The sequence below is a fragment of the Pseudomonas sp. IT-P395 genome (assembly GCF_949767675.1).
Lineage (GTDB): Bacteria > Pseudomonadota > Gammaproteobacteria > Pseudomonadales > Pseudomonadaceae > Aquipseudomonas.
In genome coordinates, this window is the sequence record NZ_CATKPW010000011.1 from 487,766 (window position 1) to 504,116 (window position 16,351).

Annotated in this window: 16 protein-coding genes; all 16 read left to right on the forward strand. The window is 60.2% G+C overall.

All coding sequences use genetic code 11. From position 1 onward, the window contains the following. Nucleotides 1-740 precede the first annotated feature (740 nt). Complete coding sequence (locus ACM6IN_RS10705; protein ID WP_414915965.1) at nt 741-1,697, forward strand: AraC family transcriptional regulator; 957 nt, start codon at nt 741-743, stop codon at nt 1,695-1,697. 151 nt (nt 1,698-1,848) lie between these two features. Continuing rightward, entirely contained in the window at nt 1,849-3,204 is a 1,356-nt protein-coding gene (gene benA, locus ACM6IN_RS10710) for a benzoate 1,2-dioxygenase large subunit (RefSeq protein ID WP_007916066.1), read from the forward strand. After that, complete coding sequence (benB, locus tag ACM6IN_RS10715) at nt 3,204-3,692, forward strand: benzoate 1,2-dioxygenase small subunit (protein ID WP_414915966.1); 489 nt, start codon at nt 3,204-3,206, stop codon at nt 3,690-3,692. Before benA ends, benB begins: the two co-directional genes overlap by 1 nt. A 20-nt stretch (nt 3,693-3,712) precedes the next feature. Next, nucleotides 3,713-4,726 (forward strand): benzoate 1,2-dioxygenase electron transfer component BenC, encoded by a 1,014-nt coding sequence (gene benC / locus ACM6IN_RS10720; protein WP_414915967.1) that lies wholly within the window; start codon nt 3,713-3,715, stop codon nt 4,724-4,726. 20 nt (nt 4,727-4,746) lie between these two features. Further along, complete coding sequence (locus tag ACM6IN_RS10725) at nt 4,747-5,508, forward strand: 1,6-dihydroxycyclohexa-2,4-diene-1-carboxylate dehydrogenase (RefSeq protein ID WP_414915968.1); 762 nt, start codon at nt 4,747-4,749, stop codon at nt 5,506-5,508. A 22-nt stretch (nt 5,509-5,530) separates the two neighbouring features. Next, a complete protein-coding gene (locus tag ACM6IN_RS10730) occupies nt 5,531-6,652 on the forward strand; it encodes a muconate cycloisomerase family protein (RefSeq protein ID WP_095111914.1) in 1,122 nt (373 codons plus the stop codon). 15 nt (nt 6,653-6,667) lie between these two features. Then, on the forward strand, nt 6,668-6,958 hold the full coding sequence (catC, locus tag ACM6IN_RS10735; protein WP_095111915.1) for a muconolactone Delta-isomerase: 291 nt from the start codon (nt 6,668-6,670) through the stop codon (nt 6,956-6,958). Between the two features lie 182 nt (nt 6,959-7,140). Beyond that, nucleotides 7,141-8,058 (forward strand): catechol 1,2-dioxygenase, encoded by a 918-nt coding sequence (catA, locus tag ACM6IN_RS10740; RefSeq protein WP_414915969.1) that lies wholly within the window; start codon nt 7,141-7,143, stop codon nt 8,056-8,058. Nucleotides 8,059-8,418: 360 nt separating this feature from the next. Continuing rightward, complete coding sequence (locus ACM6IN_RS10745; RefSeq protein ID WP_414915970.1) at nt 8,419-9,465, forward strand: isopenicillin N synthase family dioxygenase; 1,047 nt, start codon at nt 8,419-8,421, stop codon at nt 9,463-9,465. A gap of 27 nt (nt 9,466-9,492) precedes the next feature. Beyond that, the gene (locus ACM6IN_RS10750; protein WP_414915971.1) at nt 9,493-10,302 is read left to right on the forward strand and encodes a MetQ/NlpA family ABC transporter substrate-binding protein; all 810 of its coding nucleotides are present in this window, start codon (nt 9,493-9,495) and stop codon (nt 10,300-10,302) included. Further along, complete coding sequence (locus ACM6IN_RS10755) at nt 10,299-11,099, forward strand: methionine ABC transporter ATP-binding protein (RefSeq protein ID WP_095111919.1); 801 nt, start codon at nt 10,299-10,301, stop codon at nt 11,097-11,099. Before ACM6IN_RS10750 ends, ACM6IN_RS10755 begins: the two co-directional genes overlap by 4 nt. Next, nucleotides 11,096-11,767, forward strand: coding sequence for a methionine ABC transporter permease (locus ACM6IN_RS10760; protein WP_007950374.1), 672 nt, complete (start codon nt 11,096-11,098; stop codon nt 11,765-11,767). Before ACM6IN_RS10755 ends, ACM6IN_RS10760 begins: the two co-directional genes overlap by 4 nt. A gap of 8 nt (nt 11,768-11,775) precedes the next feature. Then, entirely contained in the window at nt 11,776-13,332 is a 1,557-nt protein-coding gene (locus ACM6IN_RS10765; protein WP_414915972.1) for a sugar ABC transporter ATP-binding protein, read from the forward strand. Further along, a complete protein-coding gene (locus ACM6IN_RS10770) occupies nt 13,325-14,350 on the forward strand; it encodes an ABC transporter permease (RefSeq protein ID WP_007916088.1) in 1,026 nt (341 codons plus the stop codon). Before ACM6IN_RS10765 ends, ACM6IN_RS10770 begins: the two co-directional genes overlap by 8 nt. A 23-nt stretch (nt 14,351-14,373) precedes the next feature. Continuing rightward, nucleotides 14,374-15,429, forward strand: coding sequence for a substrate-binding domain-containing protein (locus tag ACM6IN_RS10775; protein ID WP_414915973.1), 1,056 nt, complete (start codon nt 14,374-14,376; stop codon nt 15,427-15,429). 148 nt (nt 15,430-15,577) lie between these two features. Next, complete coding sequence (locus tag ACM6IN_RS10780; protein WP_095111921.1) at nt 15,578-16,243, forward strand: sulfite oxidase-like oxidoreductase; 666 nt, start codon at nt 15,578-15,580, stop codon at nt 16,241-16,243. The last annotated feature ends 108 nt before the right edge of the window (nt 16,244-16,351 follow it).

Genomic DNA, 16,351 nt, shown 5'->3' on the forward strand with positions numbered 1-16,351 from the left:
TTGTGCCCCCTTGCAAGGTTAAAGTTCGTAAGAAACTGGTTGTTTGCGCTATTTCATTTTCATAAAAAGCTGGCAGAAATAATGGTTAACAAAACAGAAAATTACTTTTCCTGAAAGCCTCTGAATGAAGGTTATGATGCGGGCGCTCACTTGTTCGAGCAGCGGTGAGGCCAGGCTGGTGACCAAACGGTTTCATGCCCTTTGACACGGTTTTGCACCCGTGCCGGAATGATGTTTCGGAGGGATTTCAACCGGCCGCCTCACTAGCTGCTTTAACGTGCAGGCTGAAGGCAAGTATGATCCGGTAAGTTTGCTGGAGGTTTGGCCCCCAGCCCTGGAGGCCAAAACGTATGAAGCTTTTGCTGCGTACGCTGAGCCTTGTATGGAGATTGTTTAAAGCCTTTCGCTTTTACGAGTTCCTGCGAGACCACTTTGACGACCTGAAGTAAGGGCCGTTGAGGTGGGAGAAGCCCGTTTCAGTTTCGACTGGAACGGGCTTTTTTTGTTTTTTTAAAACTGTCATAAGTAGGATTTTTCTGTGTCGGATTTTTTTGCGTGTAGGGCATTTCTTTGGCAAGTGTAGGCCTAGTTCAAACCACCCCGTAATCCACAAAAAAACGTTCGATTATCGAGCACCCAAACCTTCGTCCAATTGCCCACCTCGACACTCCGGCGTACTGTGAGTCGTGATGCCTGAAACCCTGTGATCCCAAAATAACGACAACAACGAGCAATGCCCCATGGACAGCCATCTGCTGAGCGATCGCAGCAGCGTGTTTCGTCACGCTGACCCTTATGCCGTCTCCGACTACGTCAACCAGCACGTCGGCCAGCACTTCATCGGCCTGTCCAGAACCGCCCACCCGCAAGCCTGCCTCAACCATCGCAAACTCGCCGACCTCGATCTGGCCCGCATCAGCTATGGCGGCAGCGTGCGCGTGACGTCCGTGGCACTGGAGACCGTTTACCACTTACAAGTTTTGCTGCGCGGCAATTGCCTGTGGCGCGGGCACAAACACGAGCAGCATCTGGTGCCGGGCGAGTTGCTGTTGATCAATCCGGATGATCCGGTCGATCTGACGTACTCGGATGATTGCGAAAAATTCATCCTCAAGGTGCCGGTCAGCGTGCTCGAATCGGTGTGCGACGAGCAGCGTTGGCAGCACCCCTCCAGCGGTATCCGTTTCCTGCGCAATCACTATCGGCTGGAGGAGCTGGAAGGCTTCACCAACCTGCTGGCGATGATCTGTCAGGAAGCCGAGGCCAGCGATCCGTTACTGCGGGTGCAGGAGCATTACGCGCAGATCATCGGCAGCAAACTGATTTCGCTGATGAACACCAATGTCAGCCGTGAGTGCCTGAGCACGCCGAACGTCAGCTTCGAGCGCATCGTCGATTACATCGAGCGCAATCTGAAACAGGATCTGCCCGCTGAACATCTGGCCGCGCAGGCGAGCATGAGCCCGCGCTCGCTGTATGCTTTGTTCGAACGCCAACTCGGCGTCACGCCGATGCAATACATCCGTCAACGCAAGCTGGCACGCATTCACGCCTGCCTCAGCGACCCAAGCTGCCCGGTGCGCAATCTCACTGAACTGGCGCTGGATTATGGCTTTCTGCACCTGGGCCGCTTCTCCGAAAGCTATCGCCAGCAATTCGGCGAACTGCCGTCGCAGACCTTCAAACGCCGCCACTGACACTCCGCACTAAACCCTCGCGAAACATGCTGAATCATCTGCCGCGCCATCCTGCACAAAACGGATAGCGATCTGCAGGATTCGGCTATTGCCCCGTGCATCGCCTCCCTAATCTGACCTGGCCTGAACAATAACAATGGAGGCCCCGGCCATGTCCCTGGGAATCGACTACCTCAATGCCATGCTTGAAGAAGACAAGGAGAAGGGCGCCTACCGCTGCAAGCGGGAGATGTTCACCGATCCGCGTCTGTTTGAACTGGAGATGGCGCACATCTTCGAAGGTAACTGGATTTACCTCGCCCATGAAAGCCAGATCCCCAACAACAACGATTTTCTCACCACCACCATGGGGCGCCAGCCGATCTTTATCGCGCGCAACAAGGACGGTGTACTCAATGCGTTCCTCAATGCCTGCAGCCATCGCGGCGCCATGTTGTGTCGGCACAAGTCCGGCAACCGCTCCAGCTACACTTGCCCGTTTCACGGCTGGACGTTCAATAACAGCGGCAAACTGCTCAAGGTCAAAGACCCGAGCGAGGCCGGTTACCCGCAAGGCTTCAACTGCGAAGGCTCCCATGACCTGACCAAGGTTGCGCGTTTCGAGTCCTATCGCGGCTTTCTGTTCGGCAGCCTGAATGCCGATGTGAAACCCCTCGCTGAGCATCTGGGCGAATCGGCAAAAATCATCGATATGATCGTCGATCAGTCGCCTGAAGGCCTGGAAGTGCTGCGCGGTTCAAGTTCCTATATCTACGAAGGCAACTGGAAACTCACCGCTGAAAATGGCGCCGATGGCTACCACGTCAGCTCGGTGCACTGGAACTACGCCGCCACCCAGAACCAGCGTCAACAGCGCGAAGCGGGTGAAGCGATCAAAACGATGAGCGCCGGCAGTTGGGCGAAGAAGGGCGGCGGTTTCTACTCCTTCGACCACGGTCATCTGCTGCTCTGGACCCGCTGGGCCAACCCTGAAGACCGCCCGGCCTACGAGCGCCGCGATGAACTCGCCCGTGATTTCGGCCAGGCCCGCGCCGACTGGATGATCGAAAACTCGCGCAACCTGTGCCTGTACCCCAACGTGTACTTGATGGATCAGTTCAGCTCACAGATCCGCATCGCCCGGCCGATCTCGGTCGACAAGACTGAAATCACCATCTACTGCATCGCCCCCAAAGGCGAGAGCGCCGAGGCGCGCGCCAAACGTATTCGTCAGTACGAAGACTTCTTCAACGTCAGCGGCATGGCCACGCCGGATGACCTGGAAGAGTTCCGCTCGTGCCAGGCCGGTTATGGCGCGGGTCGCGGCTGGAACGACATGTCCCGTGGCGCCACCCATTGGGTCGAAGGCGCCGACGCCGCCGCCGAAGAAATCGACCTTAAACCATTGCTCTCCGGCATGCGTACCGAAGACGAAGGCCTGTTTGTGCTGCAACACAAGTACTGGCAGGAAACCATGCTCAAGGCCGCTGCCGCCGAGCCACAGTTGATCCCCGTGGAGGCCGTGTGATGAGCAACCTCTACGACTCCGTGCGCGATTTTCTCTTCCGCGAAGCGCGCTATCTCGATGACGGCCAGTGGGATCAATGGCTGGAACTGTACGCCGCCGATGCGACCTTCTGGATGCCGGCCTGGGACGACAACGACACCCTCACCGAGGACCCGCAAAGCGAAATCTCGCTGATCTGGTACGGCAACCGTGGCGGCCTCGAAGACCGCATTTTCCGGATCAAGACCGAGCGCTCCAGCGCGACCATTCCCGACACCCGCACCTCGCACAACCTGAGCAACATCGAAATCGTCGAGCACAGCGCAGACCAGTGCCAGGTGCGCTTCAACTGGCACACCCTGAGCTTTCGCTATCAGGTCACCGACAGCTACTTCGGCAGCAGTTTCTACACCCTCGATCTGCGTGGCGAACAGCCGCTGATCAAGGCCAAGAAAGTCGTGCTGAAAAACGATTACGTCCGTCAGGTCATCGACATCTACCACATCTAGTCGACACGGCGAGGTGCACCATGAATTTCCAGATTGCGCTTAATTTTGAAGACGGCGTCACTCGTTTCATCGAGGCGGGTGGCCATGAAACTGTCGCCGATGCGGCGTATCGCCAAGGCATCAACATTCCGCTGGACTGCCGCGACGGCGCCTGCGGCACCTGCAAATGTTTCGCCGAGGCCGGGCGTTACGACATGGGCGACAACTTCATTGAAGACGCCTTGAGCGCCGATGAACTCGCGCAAGGTTATGTGCTGACCTGCCAGATGCGCGCCGCCAGCGATTGCGTCGTCCGCGTACCGGCCGGCTCGCAGGTGTGCAAGACCGAACAGGCGAACTTCCAGGCGTCGATCAGCGCTGTCCGGCAATTATCCGAGAGCACCATTGCCTTGTCGATCAAGGGCGAGGCGCTAAGCAAACTGGCGTTTTTGCCGGGCCAGTACGTCAATCTGCAAGTGCCCGGCAGCGAGCAGACCCGCGCCTATTCCTTCAGCTCGTTGCAGAAGGACGGCGAAGTCAGCTTCCTGATCCGTAACGTGCCTGGCGGTTTGATGAGCAGCTTTCTCACCGGGTTGGCCAAGGCCGGCGACAGCATGAACCTGGCCGGGCCGTTGGGCAGTTTCTACCTGCGCGAGATCAAGCGGCCGCTGCTGTTGTTGGCGGGCGGCACCGGCCTGGCACCGTTCACCGCGATGCTGGAAAAGATCGCCGAGCAGGGCAGCGATCATCCCGTGCATTTGATCTACGGCGTGACCAACGATTTCGATCTGGTCGAACTCGATCGTCTCGAAGCCTTCGCCGCCCGCATCCCGAACTTCAGTTTCGGCGCCTGCGTGGCCAATCCGCAGAGTGCGCATCCGCTCAAGGGCTACGTCACCCAGCACATCGAGCCGCGCCATCTCAATGAAGGTGACGTCGATGTGTACCTGTGCGGCCCGCCGCCGATGGTTGAAGCGGTCAGCCAATACATTCGTGAACAGGGCATCACTCCCGCGAATTTCTACTACGAAAAATTCGCCGCAGCGGCTGCCTGACCCCTATTTTCGAGGTTGTCATGAACAACAGATTCTCCAACAAGGTCGCGCTGGTCACCGGCGCGGCTCAGGGTATCGGCCGCCGTGTCTGCGAGCGCCTGCTGGACGAAGGCGCGCAAGTGATCGCCGTCGACCGTTCCGAACTGGTGCACGAACTGCAAGGCGAGGGCGTTCTCGCGTTGACCGCCGACCTTGAGCAATACGCCGATTGCGCGCGGGTCATGGCCGAAGCCATCAACACCTTCGGCCGTCTCGACATCCTGATCAATAACGTCGGTGGCACGATCTGGGCCAAACCGTTCGAGCACTACGAAGTCGAGCAGATTGAAGCCGAAGTGCGTCGCTCGCTGTTCCCGACGCTGTGGTGTTGCCACGCCGCGCTGCCGTACATGCTCAAGCAAGGTCGCGGCGCCATCGTCAACGTTTCCTCAATAGCCACCCGCAGCGTCAACCGCGTGCCGTACGGCGCTGCCAAGGGCGGTATCAATGCCCTGACTGCGTGCCTGGCGTTCGAGAACGCCGAGCGCGGAATTCGTGTCAACGCCACCGCGCCGGGCGGCACCGAAGCTCCGCCGCGACGCATCCCGCGCAACACCAGCGAACAGTCGGCGCAGGAGCAGGCCTGGTATCAGGAAATCGTCGCGCAAACCCTCGACAGCAGCCTGATGAAACGCTACGGCAGCCTCGACGAACAGGTCGGCGCGATCCTCTTTCTCGCCTCTGACGACGCCTCGTACATCACCGGCGTGACCTTGCCGGTCGGTGGCGGCGATCTCGGTTGAGCACTATTCAAGGGACACAGACATGCAGCAAATTCTGATTGAAAGCCTGACGACGATCATCGTCGACCTGCCGACCATCCGCCCGCACAAACTGGCGATGCATACGATGCAAAAGCAGACTCTGGTGATCCTGCGCCTGCGTTGCAGCGACGGTATCGAAGGCATCGGTGAAGCCACCACCATCGGCGGCCTCGCTTACGGTTATGAAAGCCCGGAAAGCATCAAAGCCAATATCGACGCGCATTTGGCTCCGGCCTTGGTCGGTATGGAAGCCAATAACATCAACGCGGCGATGCAGCGTCTCGACAAGATCGCCAAGGGCAACACCTTCGCCAAGTCCGGCATCGAAAGTGCACTGCTCGATGCCCAAGGCAAGCGCCTCGGTCTGCCGGTCAGCGAACTGCTCGGCGGCCGCGTACGGGACAGCCTCGAAGTGGCCTGGACCCTGGCCAGCGGCGACACCGCCCGCGACATCGCCGAAGCCGAGCAGATGCTCGAAGCGCGTCGCCATCGCATCTTCAAATTGAAGATCGGTGCCAACCCGCTGGAGCAGGATCTCAAACACGTGGTGGCGATCAAAAAAGCCTTGGGCGAACGCGCCAGTGTGCGGGTCGACGTTAACCAGTACTGGGATGAATCCCAGGCGATTCGCGGCTGTCAGGTACTGGGTGACAACGGCATCGACCTGATTGAACAACCGATCTCGCGGGTCAACCGTTCCGGGCAGATTCGCCTGAATCAGCGCAGCCCGGCACCGATCATGGCCGACGAATCGATCGAAAGCGTTGAGGATGCCTTCAGCCTCGCCGCTGACGGTGCCGCCAGTGTGTTCGCCCTGAAAATTGCCAAGAACGGTGGCCCGCGAGCCGTGCTCAGAACCGCGCAGATCGCCGAGGCCGCCGGCATCGCGCTGTACGGCGGCACCATGCTCGAAGGCTCCATCGGCACGCTGGCCTCGGCGCACGCCTTCCTCACGCTCAAGCAGCTGACCTGGGACACCGAACTGTTCGGCCCGTTGCTGCTGACCGAAGACATCGTCAGCGAAGCGCCGCAGTACCGCGATTTCCACCTGCATATCCCGCGAACTCCAGGCCTGGGCCTGACGCTGGATGAAGAGCGTCTGGCGCGCTTTCGCCGCCACTGAATCAGGAGAACCAGCATGTTGTTCCACGTAAAAATGACCGTGAAATTGCCCGCCGATATGGACCCGTCATTGGCCACCCGGCTCAAGGCGGACGAAAAGGAACTGGCGCAACGGCTGCAACGCGACGGCGTATGGCGACACCTGTGGCGCATCGCCGGGCATTACGCCAATTACAGCGTGTTTGATGTGCCGAGCGTCGAGGCCCTGCACGACACGCTGATGCGCTTGCCGCTGTTTCCCTACATGGACATTGAGGTCGATGGCCTCTGCCGGCATCCGTCGTCGATCCATACGGACGATCGCTGATCCAGGGTTTCGAATCCATCCCTGAACACTGTGGGAGCTGGCTTGCCAGCGATAGCAATACACCAGCCGCCATCAATGCTGGATGACACACCGCAATCGCTGGCAAGCCAGCTCCCACAGGGGAAGGTGGTCTGTTCTGAAGATTCGCGTAAACCACAAAACAACAAGATGAGGTAACCACCATGACCGTGAAAATTGCCCATACCGCCGAGCTGCAGAAATTCTTCAAGGAAGCCGCCGGTTTTGCCAACGACGACGGTAAATCCCGGCTGAAAACCATCGTCCTGCGCATCTTGCAGGACAGCGCCAAGATCATCGAAGACCTGGAAATCACTGATGGTGAGTTCTGGAAAGCGGTCGACTATCTCAACCGATTGGGTGCTCGTTCGGAGGCGGGATTGCTGGTCGCAGGCCTTGGCATCGAGCATTTCCTCGACCTGTTGCAGGACGCCAAGGACGCACAGATTGGCTTGACCGGCGGCACACCGCGTACCATCGAAGGCCCGCTGTACGTGGCCGGCGCGCCGTTGTGTGAAGGCGAGTGCCGCATGGATGACGGCAGCGAAGAGGGCGTCGCCACCGTTATGCACCTCGAAGGCCGGGTGTTCGATCTGCACGGCCAGCCCTTGGCCGGTGCCACCGTTGACCTGTGGCACGCCAACACCAAGGGCACCTACTCGTTTTTCGACCCGAGCCAGTCCGAATACAACTTGCGCCGCCGCATCATTACCGACGCCGAAGGCCGTTACCGCGCTCGCAGTATCATGCCCTCCGGTTATGGCTGCGACCCACAAGGGCCGACCCAGGAATGCCTGAACCAGCTCGGCCGCCATGGCCAGCGTCCGGCCCATGTGCATTTCTTTATCAGCGCACCGGGGCATCGGCACCTGACGACGCAAATCAATCTGTCGGGTGATCAATACCTGTGGGATGACTTCGCCTATGCGACCCGTGAAGGCTTGGTCGGGGAGGTGATGTTCCGCGAGGACGCGGTGTCGGGGCGTTATGCCGAGCTGAAGTTCGACTTCCAGTTGCAACCGGCGCCGGATGCCAGTGCTGAACAACGCAGTCAGCGGCCGCGTGCGTTGCAGGAGGCTTGATACCGAGTCGTCTGTGCCCCTCACCCTAACCCTCTCCCGGAGGGAGAGGGGACTGACCGATGTGATCTTGAGCGCTACGCCGACCTGAACGTTTTTTATCGAATCCAACCCGGTTTTTCAGGTCGATGTATAACGCAAGACAACCCGGTCGGCTCCCTCTCCCTCGGGAGAGGGCTGGGGTGAGGGGAAATCAAGCCTAAGGTAATGCGAAAAAGATATTGGCTCTGCATTTTTAAGATCGTTTAGTTTTGTCGCAACGACGAATCAAAACGCATCAAACCGATAGACCCCCGATTGCCATGACGGCACACGCTGAATCGATCACAGGTTTTTCAGGTTTGATTCACACGGGAGTGAATCATGCCGCATACCCTCGATATCACCGCATTACCGACGCTGGACCTGTCGCTGTTCGAAGGCACGGCGCAACAGCGCTACGAATTTCTCGAAAACTTGCGCCACGCCGCCCGCGACGTCGGCTTCTTCTACCTGACCGGTCACGGCATCGACAGTGACTTGCTCAAGCAGGTGCAGGCCCACGCCCGCCAGTTTTTCGCTTTGCCCGACAGCGAGAAAAACGCCGTCGGCATGATCAATTCACCGCACTTTCGCGGTTACAACCGGGCCGCCTCGGAGATCACCCGTGGCCAGCCCGATCTGCGTGAACAGTTCGATCTGGGCGCCGAGCGCGAGGTGTTGCCATTAGACGCGGACAGCCCGTTCTGGGCGCGGCTGCAAGGCCCCAACCAATGGCCGGCGGCACTGCCGGAACTGAAACCTTTGCTGCTGGAATGGCAAGAGGCGATGACGCGGATGTCGTTGCGCCTGCTGCGTGCGTTCGCTCAGGCACTCTCGCTGCGCGCCGATGCGTTTGATCAGCTCTACGGCGACAAACCCAACGAACACATCAAATTGATGCGCTATCCCGGCCAGTCCAGCGAGTCGAGTCACCAGGGCGTCGGCGCGCACAAGGATTCCGGTTTCCTCAGCTTCCTCCTGCAAGACCAGCAGGCCGGTCTGCAGGTCGAGATCGAAGAGGGGCGCTGGATCGATGCGTTGCCGCGTGAGAACACCCTGGTGGTGAACATCGGCGAACTGCTCGAACTGGCCAGCAACGGTTATCTGCGGGCCACGGTGCATCGCGTGGTTTCGCCACCCGAGGGCAGCGAACGCCTGTCTGTCGCGTTCTTCCTCGGTGCGCAACTGGATGCCGTGGTGCCGCTGTATCCGCTGCCCACCGCACTGTTGCGCGAGGCACGCGGGCCAGCAAGTGATCCGCTCAACCCACTGTTTCGCGATGTCGGCTGGAACTACCTCAAAGGTCGTTTGCGCTCGCATCCCGACGTCGCGCAGCGCTTCTACGCCGATGCGCTACTGCCGCCACCGCCCGTTCGTAAAACCGCCTGACTCATCACTCGCTCAAGGACTCCGCACATGATCAAGAAAGCAGGTTTGACCCTGGCCGTGCTCGGCGCGCTGGTGACGTCGTTCGGTGCGCAGGCGCTGGAGCCGCTGCGCGTGGCTGCCGACCCGGTGCCTCACGCGCAGATTCTGGCGTACATCCAGAAAATCGATCCGCAACTCAATCTCAAAGTCATCGAGATCCCCAACGGTGTGAACTCCAACGAGCTGTTGGTACACGGCGATGTCGACGCCAATTACTTTCAGCATCTGCCGTACCTGAAATCCCAGGAAAAGGCCCTCGGCGAAAAGCTCGCGGTGGCCGCCACGGTGCATATCGAACCCTTGGGCATTTATTCGCACCGGCACAAAAGCTTCGCCGACGTGCCGGTAAAAGGCACCGTCGCCGTGCCCAACAATGTCACCAACCTGAGCCGCGCGCTGTACCTGTTGCAGGACAACGGCCTGATCAAGCTCAAAGCCGGCTTCAACGACCCGGCGGTGGATCAGGCGACGTCCAAGGACATCGCCGAAAACCCGAAACATCTGAAGATCCTGGAGATCGAATCGCCGCAAATTCCACGCTCGCTGGATGACGTCGATCTGGCCGTGATCAACGGCAACTACGCGCTCGACGCCGGGCTGGTGCCGGCCAAGGACGCTTTGGGTCTGGAGAAAGCCGATCACAATCCTTACGCCAACATTCTGGTGACCACGCCGAAGCTCGAACACGACCCGCGTATCGCGCAACTGGCCAAGGACCTGACGTCGCCCGAGGTCGCCAAATACATCAGTGACAACTTCGCCGGTTCGGTGATTCCAGTGGCGGGCGGCAAGCCATGATCGCCGTCGAGCAGTTGAGCAAGACTTATCCTTCGGCCGCGCAACCGGCACTCGATCAGGTCTCGCTGAGCATTCCCGACGGTGCGGTCTACGGGATTCTCGGGCGTAGCGGGGCGGGCAAGTCGACGCTGCTGCGTTGCCTCAACCTGCTCGAACGTCCGGACAGCGGACGCATTTTGCTCGATGGCATCGATCTGACGACGCTATCGGTCAGCGAACTGCGCCAGCAGCGCCAGCGCATCGGCATGATTTTCCAAGGCTTCAACCTGCTGCATTCGCGCACCGTTTTCGACAACATCGCGGTGCCGCTGGAGATTGCCAATGTCGGCAAGCCGTGGCGCCATGTGCGGGTGCGCGAACTGCTTGAGCTGGTCGGTTTGAGTGACAAGGCGCAGGCCTTTCCCTCGCAATTGTCCGGCGGCCAGAAACAGCGCGTCGGGATTGCCCGCGCTTTGGCCGCTGAGCCGGCGTACTTGCTCTCGGACGAGGCCACCAGTGCGCTCGACCCGGAAACCACCGAATCGATCCTGCAATTGCTGCGCGACATCAATCGGCAATTGGGCGTGACCATCGTGTTGATCACCCATGAGCTGGAGGTGGTCAAGTCGATCTGCGATCACGCCGCGTTCATGGCCAACGGGCGTCTGGTCGAAGCCGGGCCGGTGCCACGGCTGCTGGCCGATGCGCAATCACAGCTGGGCGCTTCGCTGCGGCCGACCTGTGGCTTGCCACTGGGCCACGCTGAGCCGGGCCTGAGTTTTCTCAAGCAATACGGCGTAAGGGCGGCGCACTCATGAACCGCACAGTCAATTGGGATGAAATCCTGCAACTGGTGTTCAACGCCACCGGTGAAACCCTGTATATGGTCCTGCTCGCAGGGCTGTTCACGCTACTGATCGGCTTGCCGCTGGGCGTGTTGCTGTTTATCAGTCGCCGCGACGGGCTGCTGCCGATGCCACGCTTGAATGCCGTGCTGGGTGGCGTGGTCAACCTCGGCCGTTCGCTGCCATTCGTGGTGATGCTGATTGCCCTGATCCCTCTGACGCGGCTGGTGGTCGGCACAACGCTGGGCAGCACCGCCGCCGTGGTGCCGATCACCATCGGCGCCTTTCCGTTCTTCGCGCGTATTGTCGAAAACGCTCTCGACGAAGTCGACAAGGGCCGCATCGAAGCCATCCTCGCCATGGGCGGTGACATCGGCCATGTGATCTTCAAAGTGCTGTTGCCCGAAGCGCTGCCGGCGTTGCTGGCCGGAATCACCCTGACGCTGGTGATGCTGATCGGCTTTTCCTCGATGGCCGGGGTAATCGGCGGCGGTGGACTCGGTGATCTGGCGATCCGTTACGGCTATCAGCGTTTCAACAATGAAGTGATGGTCGCCACGGTGGTGGTGTTGGTGATCCTCGTTCAGGGCGTGCAAAGCCTGGGCGATCGGTTGGTTCGTTCGCTGGCGCATCGCCGCTAAGGAATTGTATGAGTGTGCCGGTCGCTGTGGCCCGTGAGCCGCTGATTCGTGTACGAGAGTTGAGCAAAATATTTGGCGCGAGCCGGGCGCTGGATGCGGTCAGCCTGGACATCTATCCCGCCGAAGTGGTGGCGCTGCTCGGTGCCAATGGCGCGGGCAAGTCGACCCTGGTGAAGATTCTCGCGGGCAGCCAGACCGCCGACGCGGGCGAGATCTGGCTGGAAGGCGCGCCACGGCATTTCAGTTCACCGCTGTCGGCGCGGCGCTTCGGCATTGTCGCGGTGCATCAGCAGATCAATGAAGGCATTGCGCCGGGGTTGAGCGTCGCGGAGAACCTCCTGCTCGATGAACTGTGCAAGCCGGACGCGGACTTCTGGCTCAATCGCAAACGCCTGCTGGAACGCGCCGCGAGCATCGCCGCCGGGCTGGGTTTGACCTTGCCGCTGGAGCAGCCGATCGAACATCTCGGTCAGGCCGAACGGCAATTGGTGGTGCTCGCTCGCGCGTTGGCGTTGCAACCGCGCCTGCTGATTCTGGATGAGCCGACGGCGGCGCTTGCCGATGCCGAGGCGCAGCGCTTGTTTGGTTTGATCGACACCTTGCGCAGTCGTGGAGTGGCGATTCTGTACATCTCCCATCGACTCTCCGATCTGCAACGCGTAGCGGATCGCGCCATTGTGCTGCGTGATGGCCAGTTCGCGGGCGAGTTCACGGCGCGGCAATTATCCGAAGCGGTGAGTGCCATGCTGGGACAGGCGCTGGCCGAACATGTTTACCAGCCGCGCTTGGCCGGGCGCGAGGTGATGAAGCTCAGCGCCATGCAAATCCTGTCGCGCTCCGCCGCGTTCGATCTGAGCCTGCACGAGAATGAAGTCGTGGTGCTGACCGGCCTGTTGGGCGCCGGTAAAAGTGAAATCGCCGAGGTGTTGTTCGGCCTGCGTAAAGCGGCCTCGGGCAGGGTGCAACTGGATGGCGCGGACTGGCGTGCGGACTCACCGCGCCATGCCATTCAAAGCGGGGTGTTCTTCGCGGCCGAAGATCGCGCCAGTCAGTCGCTGGTAGCTGATTTCTCTTTGCGTCGCACCCTGACTTTGCCGTTTCTTGAACGCTTCACCCGCGGCGGTTTCATCCGCAACCGCGCTGAAGCAGCAGCGGTCAACGCGCAAGTAGCAACGCTGGGGATCAAGACTGCCGGCATCGATGTGCCGATGAGCGCACTGTCGGGTGGCAATCAACAGAAAGTCGTACTCGGCCGCTGGCTGCTCGGCGAAGGGCGGGTGTTGATCCTCGATGAACCCTTTCAAGGCGTCGACGTGCGCGCCCGCCGCGACATCGGCCAACTGCTGCGCGACAGCGCCAAGGGCCGGGCGACGCTGGTGATTTGCGCCGATGTCGATGAAGCCCTGGAAATTGCCGACCGCATCCTCCTGGTACGCGATCACGCCGTGGTCGCCGAGTACCCGCGCGCCGGCCTCAATCGTGCTGATCTGGTCGCGGCACTGGCCGGCAGCGACGTCACCGAACATTCCCCTCAAGCCACGCCAAGGAGCAGAGCGAGTGCCTGATTCAAGTTCACTGTTATCGACCGAGCCGGCCCGCGCCGAACGTCTGCTGCATGTGCTGATCCGCTACGGCCTGTTGTGGCTGCTGGCGCTGATCGTGGTGTTTTTCAGTGTTGCCGAGCCGGCATTCCTGCGCGTCGGCAACCTGTTCAGCATCCTGCAATCGGTGTCGATTGTCGCACTGCTGGCGTTGGGCGTGACGCTGACCATGGCCGTCGGCGGCCTCGATCTGTCGATTGGCGCCGTGGCGGCGATGAGCCTGATGATCGCCAGTTACGTGATGGTCGTGCTCGGCTGGGGTGCGGTGCCGGCGGTGTTGATCAGTCTGGCGGGTGGCGCGCTGGTCGGGCTGCTCAACGGCTGGCTGATCGTCAAACTGCGGGTGCCGGACATTCTCGCGACGCTGGGCAGCATGTTCCTAGTGATCGGCGTGCAGTTGATTCCCACGGGCGGACGCTCGATTGCAGTGGGCATGACCTTGCCCAGTGGCGAGGAAACCGAAGGTACGTTCAGTGCCGCGTTTCTTGCGCTGGGGCGCGGGCGGTTGTGGGAGGTGGTGCCGATTCCGGTGCTGATTACCGCTGTGGTCGCTTTAGCCGTGTGGCTGTTTCTCGAACGCACGCGCATTGGTCGTTTGTTCTATGCCATTGGCGGCAACGAGCAAGCGGCGCGACTGGCCGGTGCGCCGGTGCAGCGCTTCAAGTTGTTGGCTTACGTGCTCTCGGCGCTACTTGCATCGCTGGGGGGATTGTTGCTGGCCGCGCGGCTGGGTCGCGGCGACGTCAGTTCGGGCAATGGCCTGGTGCTGGATGCTCTCGGCGCGGCGCTGATCGGTTTTGCCGTACTCGGCGCGAAGAAGCCCAATGCCTTTGGCACTCTGATCGGTGCGCTGCTGGTGGCGGCGCTGCTCAATGGTCTGACCATGCTTAACGCGCCTTACTACGCGCAGGATTTCGTCAAGGGACTGGTGTTGGTGCTGGCCCTGATGTTCACGTTCGGCCTCGCGCATCGGGCGCGTTGAGCCGCTTCATTCAAGGAAGTTGTATGCACGGTTCAATCAAACAATTTGCCCGTCATTGCCTCGCCGGCGCGTTGCTCTCGGCCTTGGCGCTGAGCGCTCAGGCCAAAGCCTTGCCCGGCGCGCCGGCGCCGTTCGACAAAGGTCAGGTGCAGATTGCATTGGTCGGTTATTTGTTCTCTGGGGACTTCCCCGAGGCGTACTTGCGTGGCGTGGAAAAACAGACCGAAGCGCTGGGTGCCAACCTGCGCGTATTCGATGCCCGGCAGCAGGCGGCGAGTCAAGGCGAGATGATCGATCAGGCGATTGATCTGGGCGTCGACGGCATCATCGTTCAGCTCGGCCTGGCCGAAACACTGAAAGCGCCGATTGACCGGGCTATCGCCAAAGGCATCAAAGTCGTCGCTTTCGATGTCGATCTGAACACCCCGCAAGTAACCCAGGTCGAGCAGGATCACCATGCGCTGGCGCGTCTGGCGCTGGATCAAGCCGTCAAGGACAACGGCACAAAGTTCGATGCCGGCTACGTGTACATCAGTGGATTTACGCCGATGGAGCGCCGCGACGAGATCTGGAGTCAGGTCAAGAAAGCCAATCCGGGGATCGTCGAGAAGGCGCGCTTTGGCACGCTGAATCCACCGATTGCCAACTCGGTGGCGGATCAGGCCAGCGCCGTGCTTCGCGCCAACCCGGGCATCAGCGTGATTTTTGCGCCGTTCGATGAGTTTGCCAAAGGCGCGAAAATCGCTGTCGACGAGGCTGGGCTGACGAGCAAGGTGAAGATCTATAGCGCCGACATTTCCACCGCCGATATTCAGATCATGAAAGAGCCGGACAGCGCCTGGGCGGCGACGGCGGCGGTCAATCCGCAAGTGGCGGGGGCTATCAGCGTGCGCAGTCTGGCGATGTTGATTGCCGGGGAGAGTCCGGGGCATCAGGTGTTGGTGCCGCCGACGCTGATTACCCGTCAACAGTTGCTGGATCTGGACGTGAAAAACGTGCGTGATCTGGCGCAGAAGCTACCGAGTTTTGGTGATACCGCGAATGTTGCAAGGGCGTCGTGGATTCCGGTGGCCAACTAGATCTTCCTACCGACAACGATCCCCTGTAGGCCTTCGCCTGCTCGCGATAGCGGATTTGAATCCAACAATGTTGCCGGCTGATCCACCGCTATCGCGAGCAGGCGAAGGCCTACAGGAGATTGGGGGCACCCTTGAAATTGGAGCGACTATGCACAACAAAGCTGCACGCATACGCAAAAGCCGTTCACCGACGACGGATCCGGCGTACGGCAATCGACTACCCCCAGGCCAAGTGCTGACGGAGCGATTCCCAATTCTCCACGAAGGCGAAGTACCGGAATATGACCTTGCCAACTGGTCGCTGCGGGTGTTCGGCACGCTCGCACAACCGATCGAATTACGTTACGCCGACCTGCAGGCACTGCCGCAACGGCAACTTCGCTGCGACATCCATTGCGTGACACGCTGGTCGAAGTTCGACACTGAGTGGAGTGGGGTGCATCTGCAGGATTTGTTGCAGGCGTTCGATCTCCAGCCGACATCGGCGTTCGTCATGGCCCATGCCGATCACGATTACCAGACCAACTTGCGACTGGATGATCTGTTGCACTCCGACAGTCTGCTGGCCACCCATTACGCTGGCCAGCCGCTGACCGCGCAACATGGCTGGCCGCTACGGTTGGTGGTGGCGGGGCGGTATTTCTGGAAGAGCGCAAAGTGGCTGCGCGGGCTGGAATTTGTTGAACAGGAACAGCCGGGGTTCTGGGAGCAGAACGGCTTTCACCTGCACGCCGATCCGTTTGCCGAACAGCGATTCAGTGGTGATGAACTGGATATTGCAGAGGATGCCTGGCTGGAGAAAGCCTTCGACTAAGTAGCGTCTGATGCAGATCAAAACTGTAGGAGTGAGCCTGCTCGCGATAGCGGTGTGTCAGTTGACAACTTTCTTATTGATATACCGCTATCGCGAGCAGGCTCACTC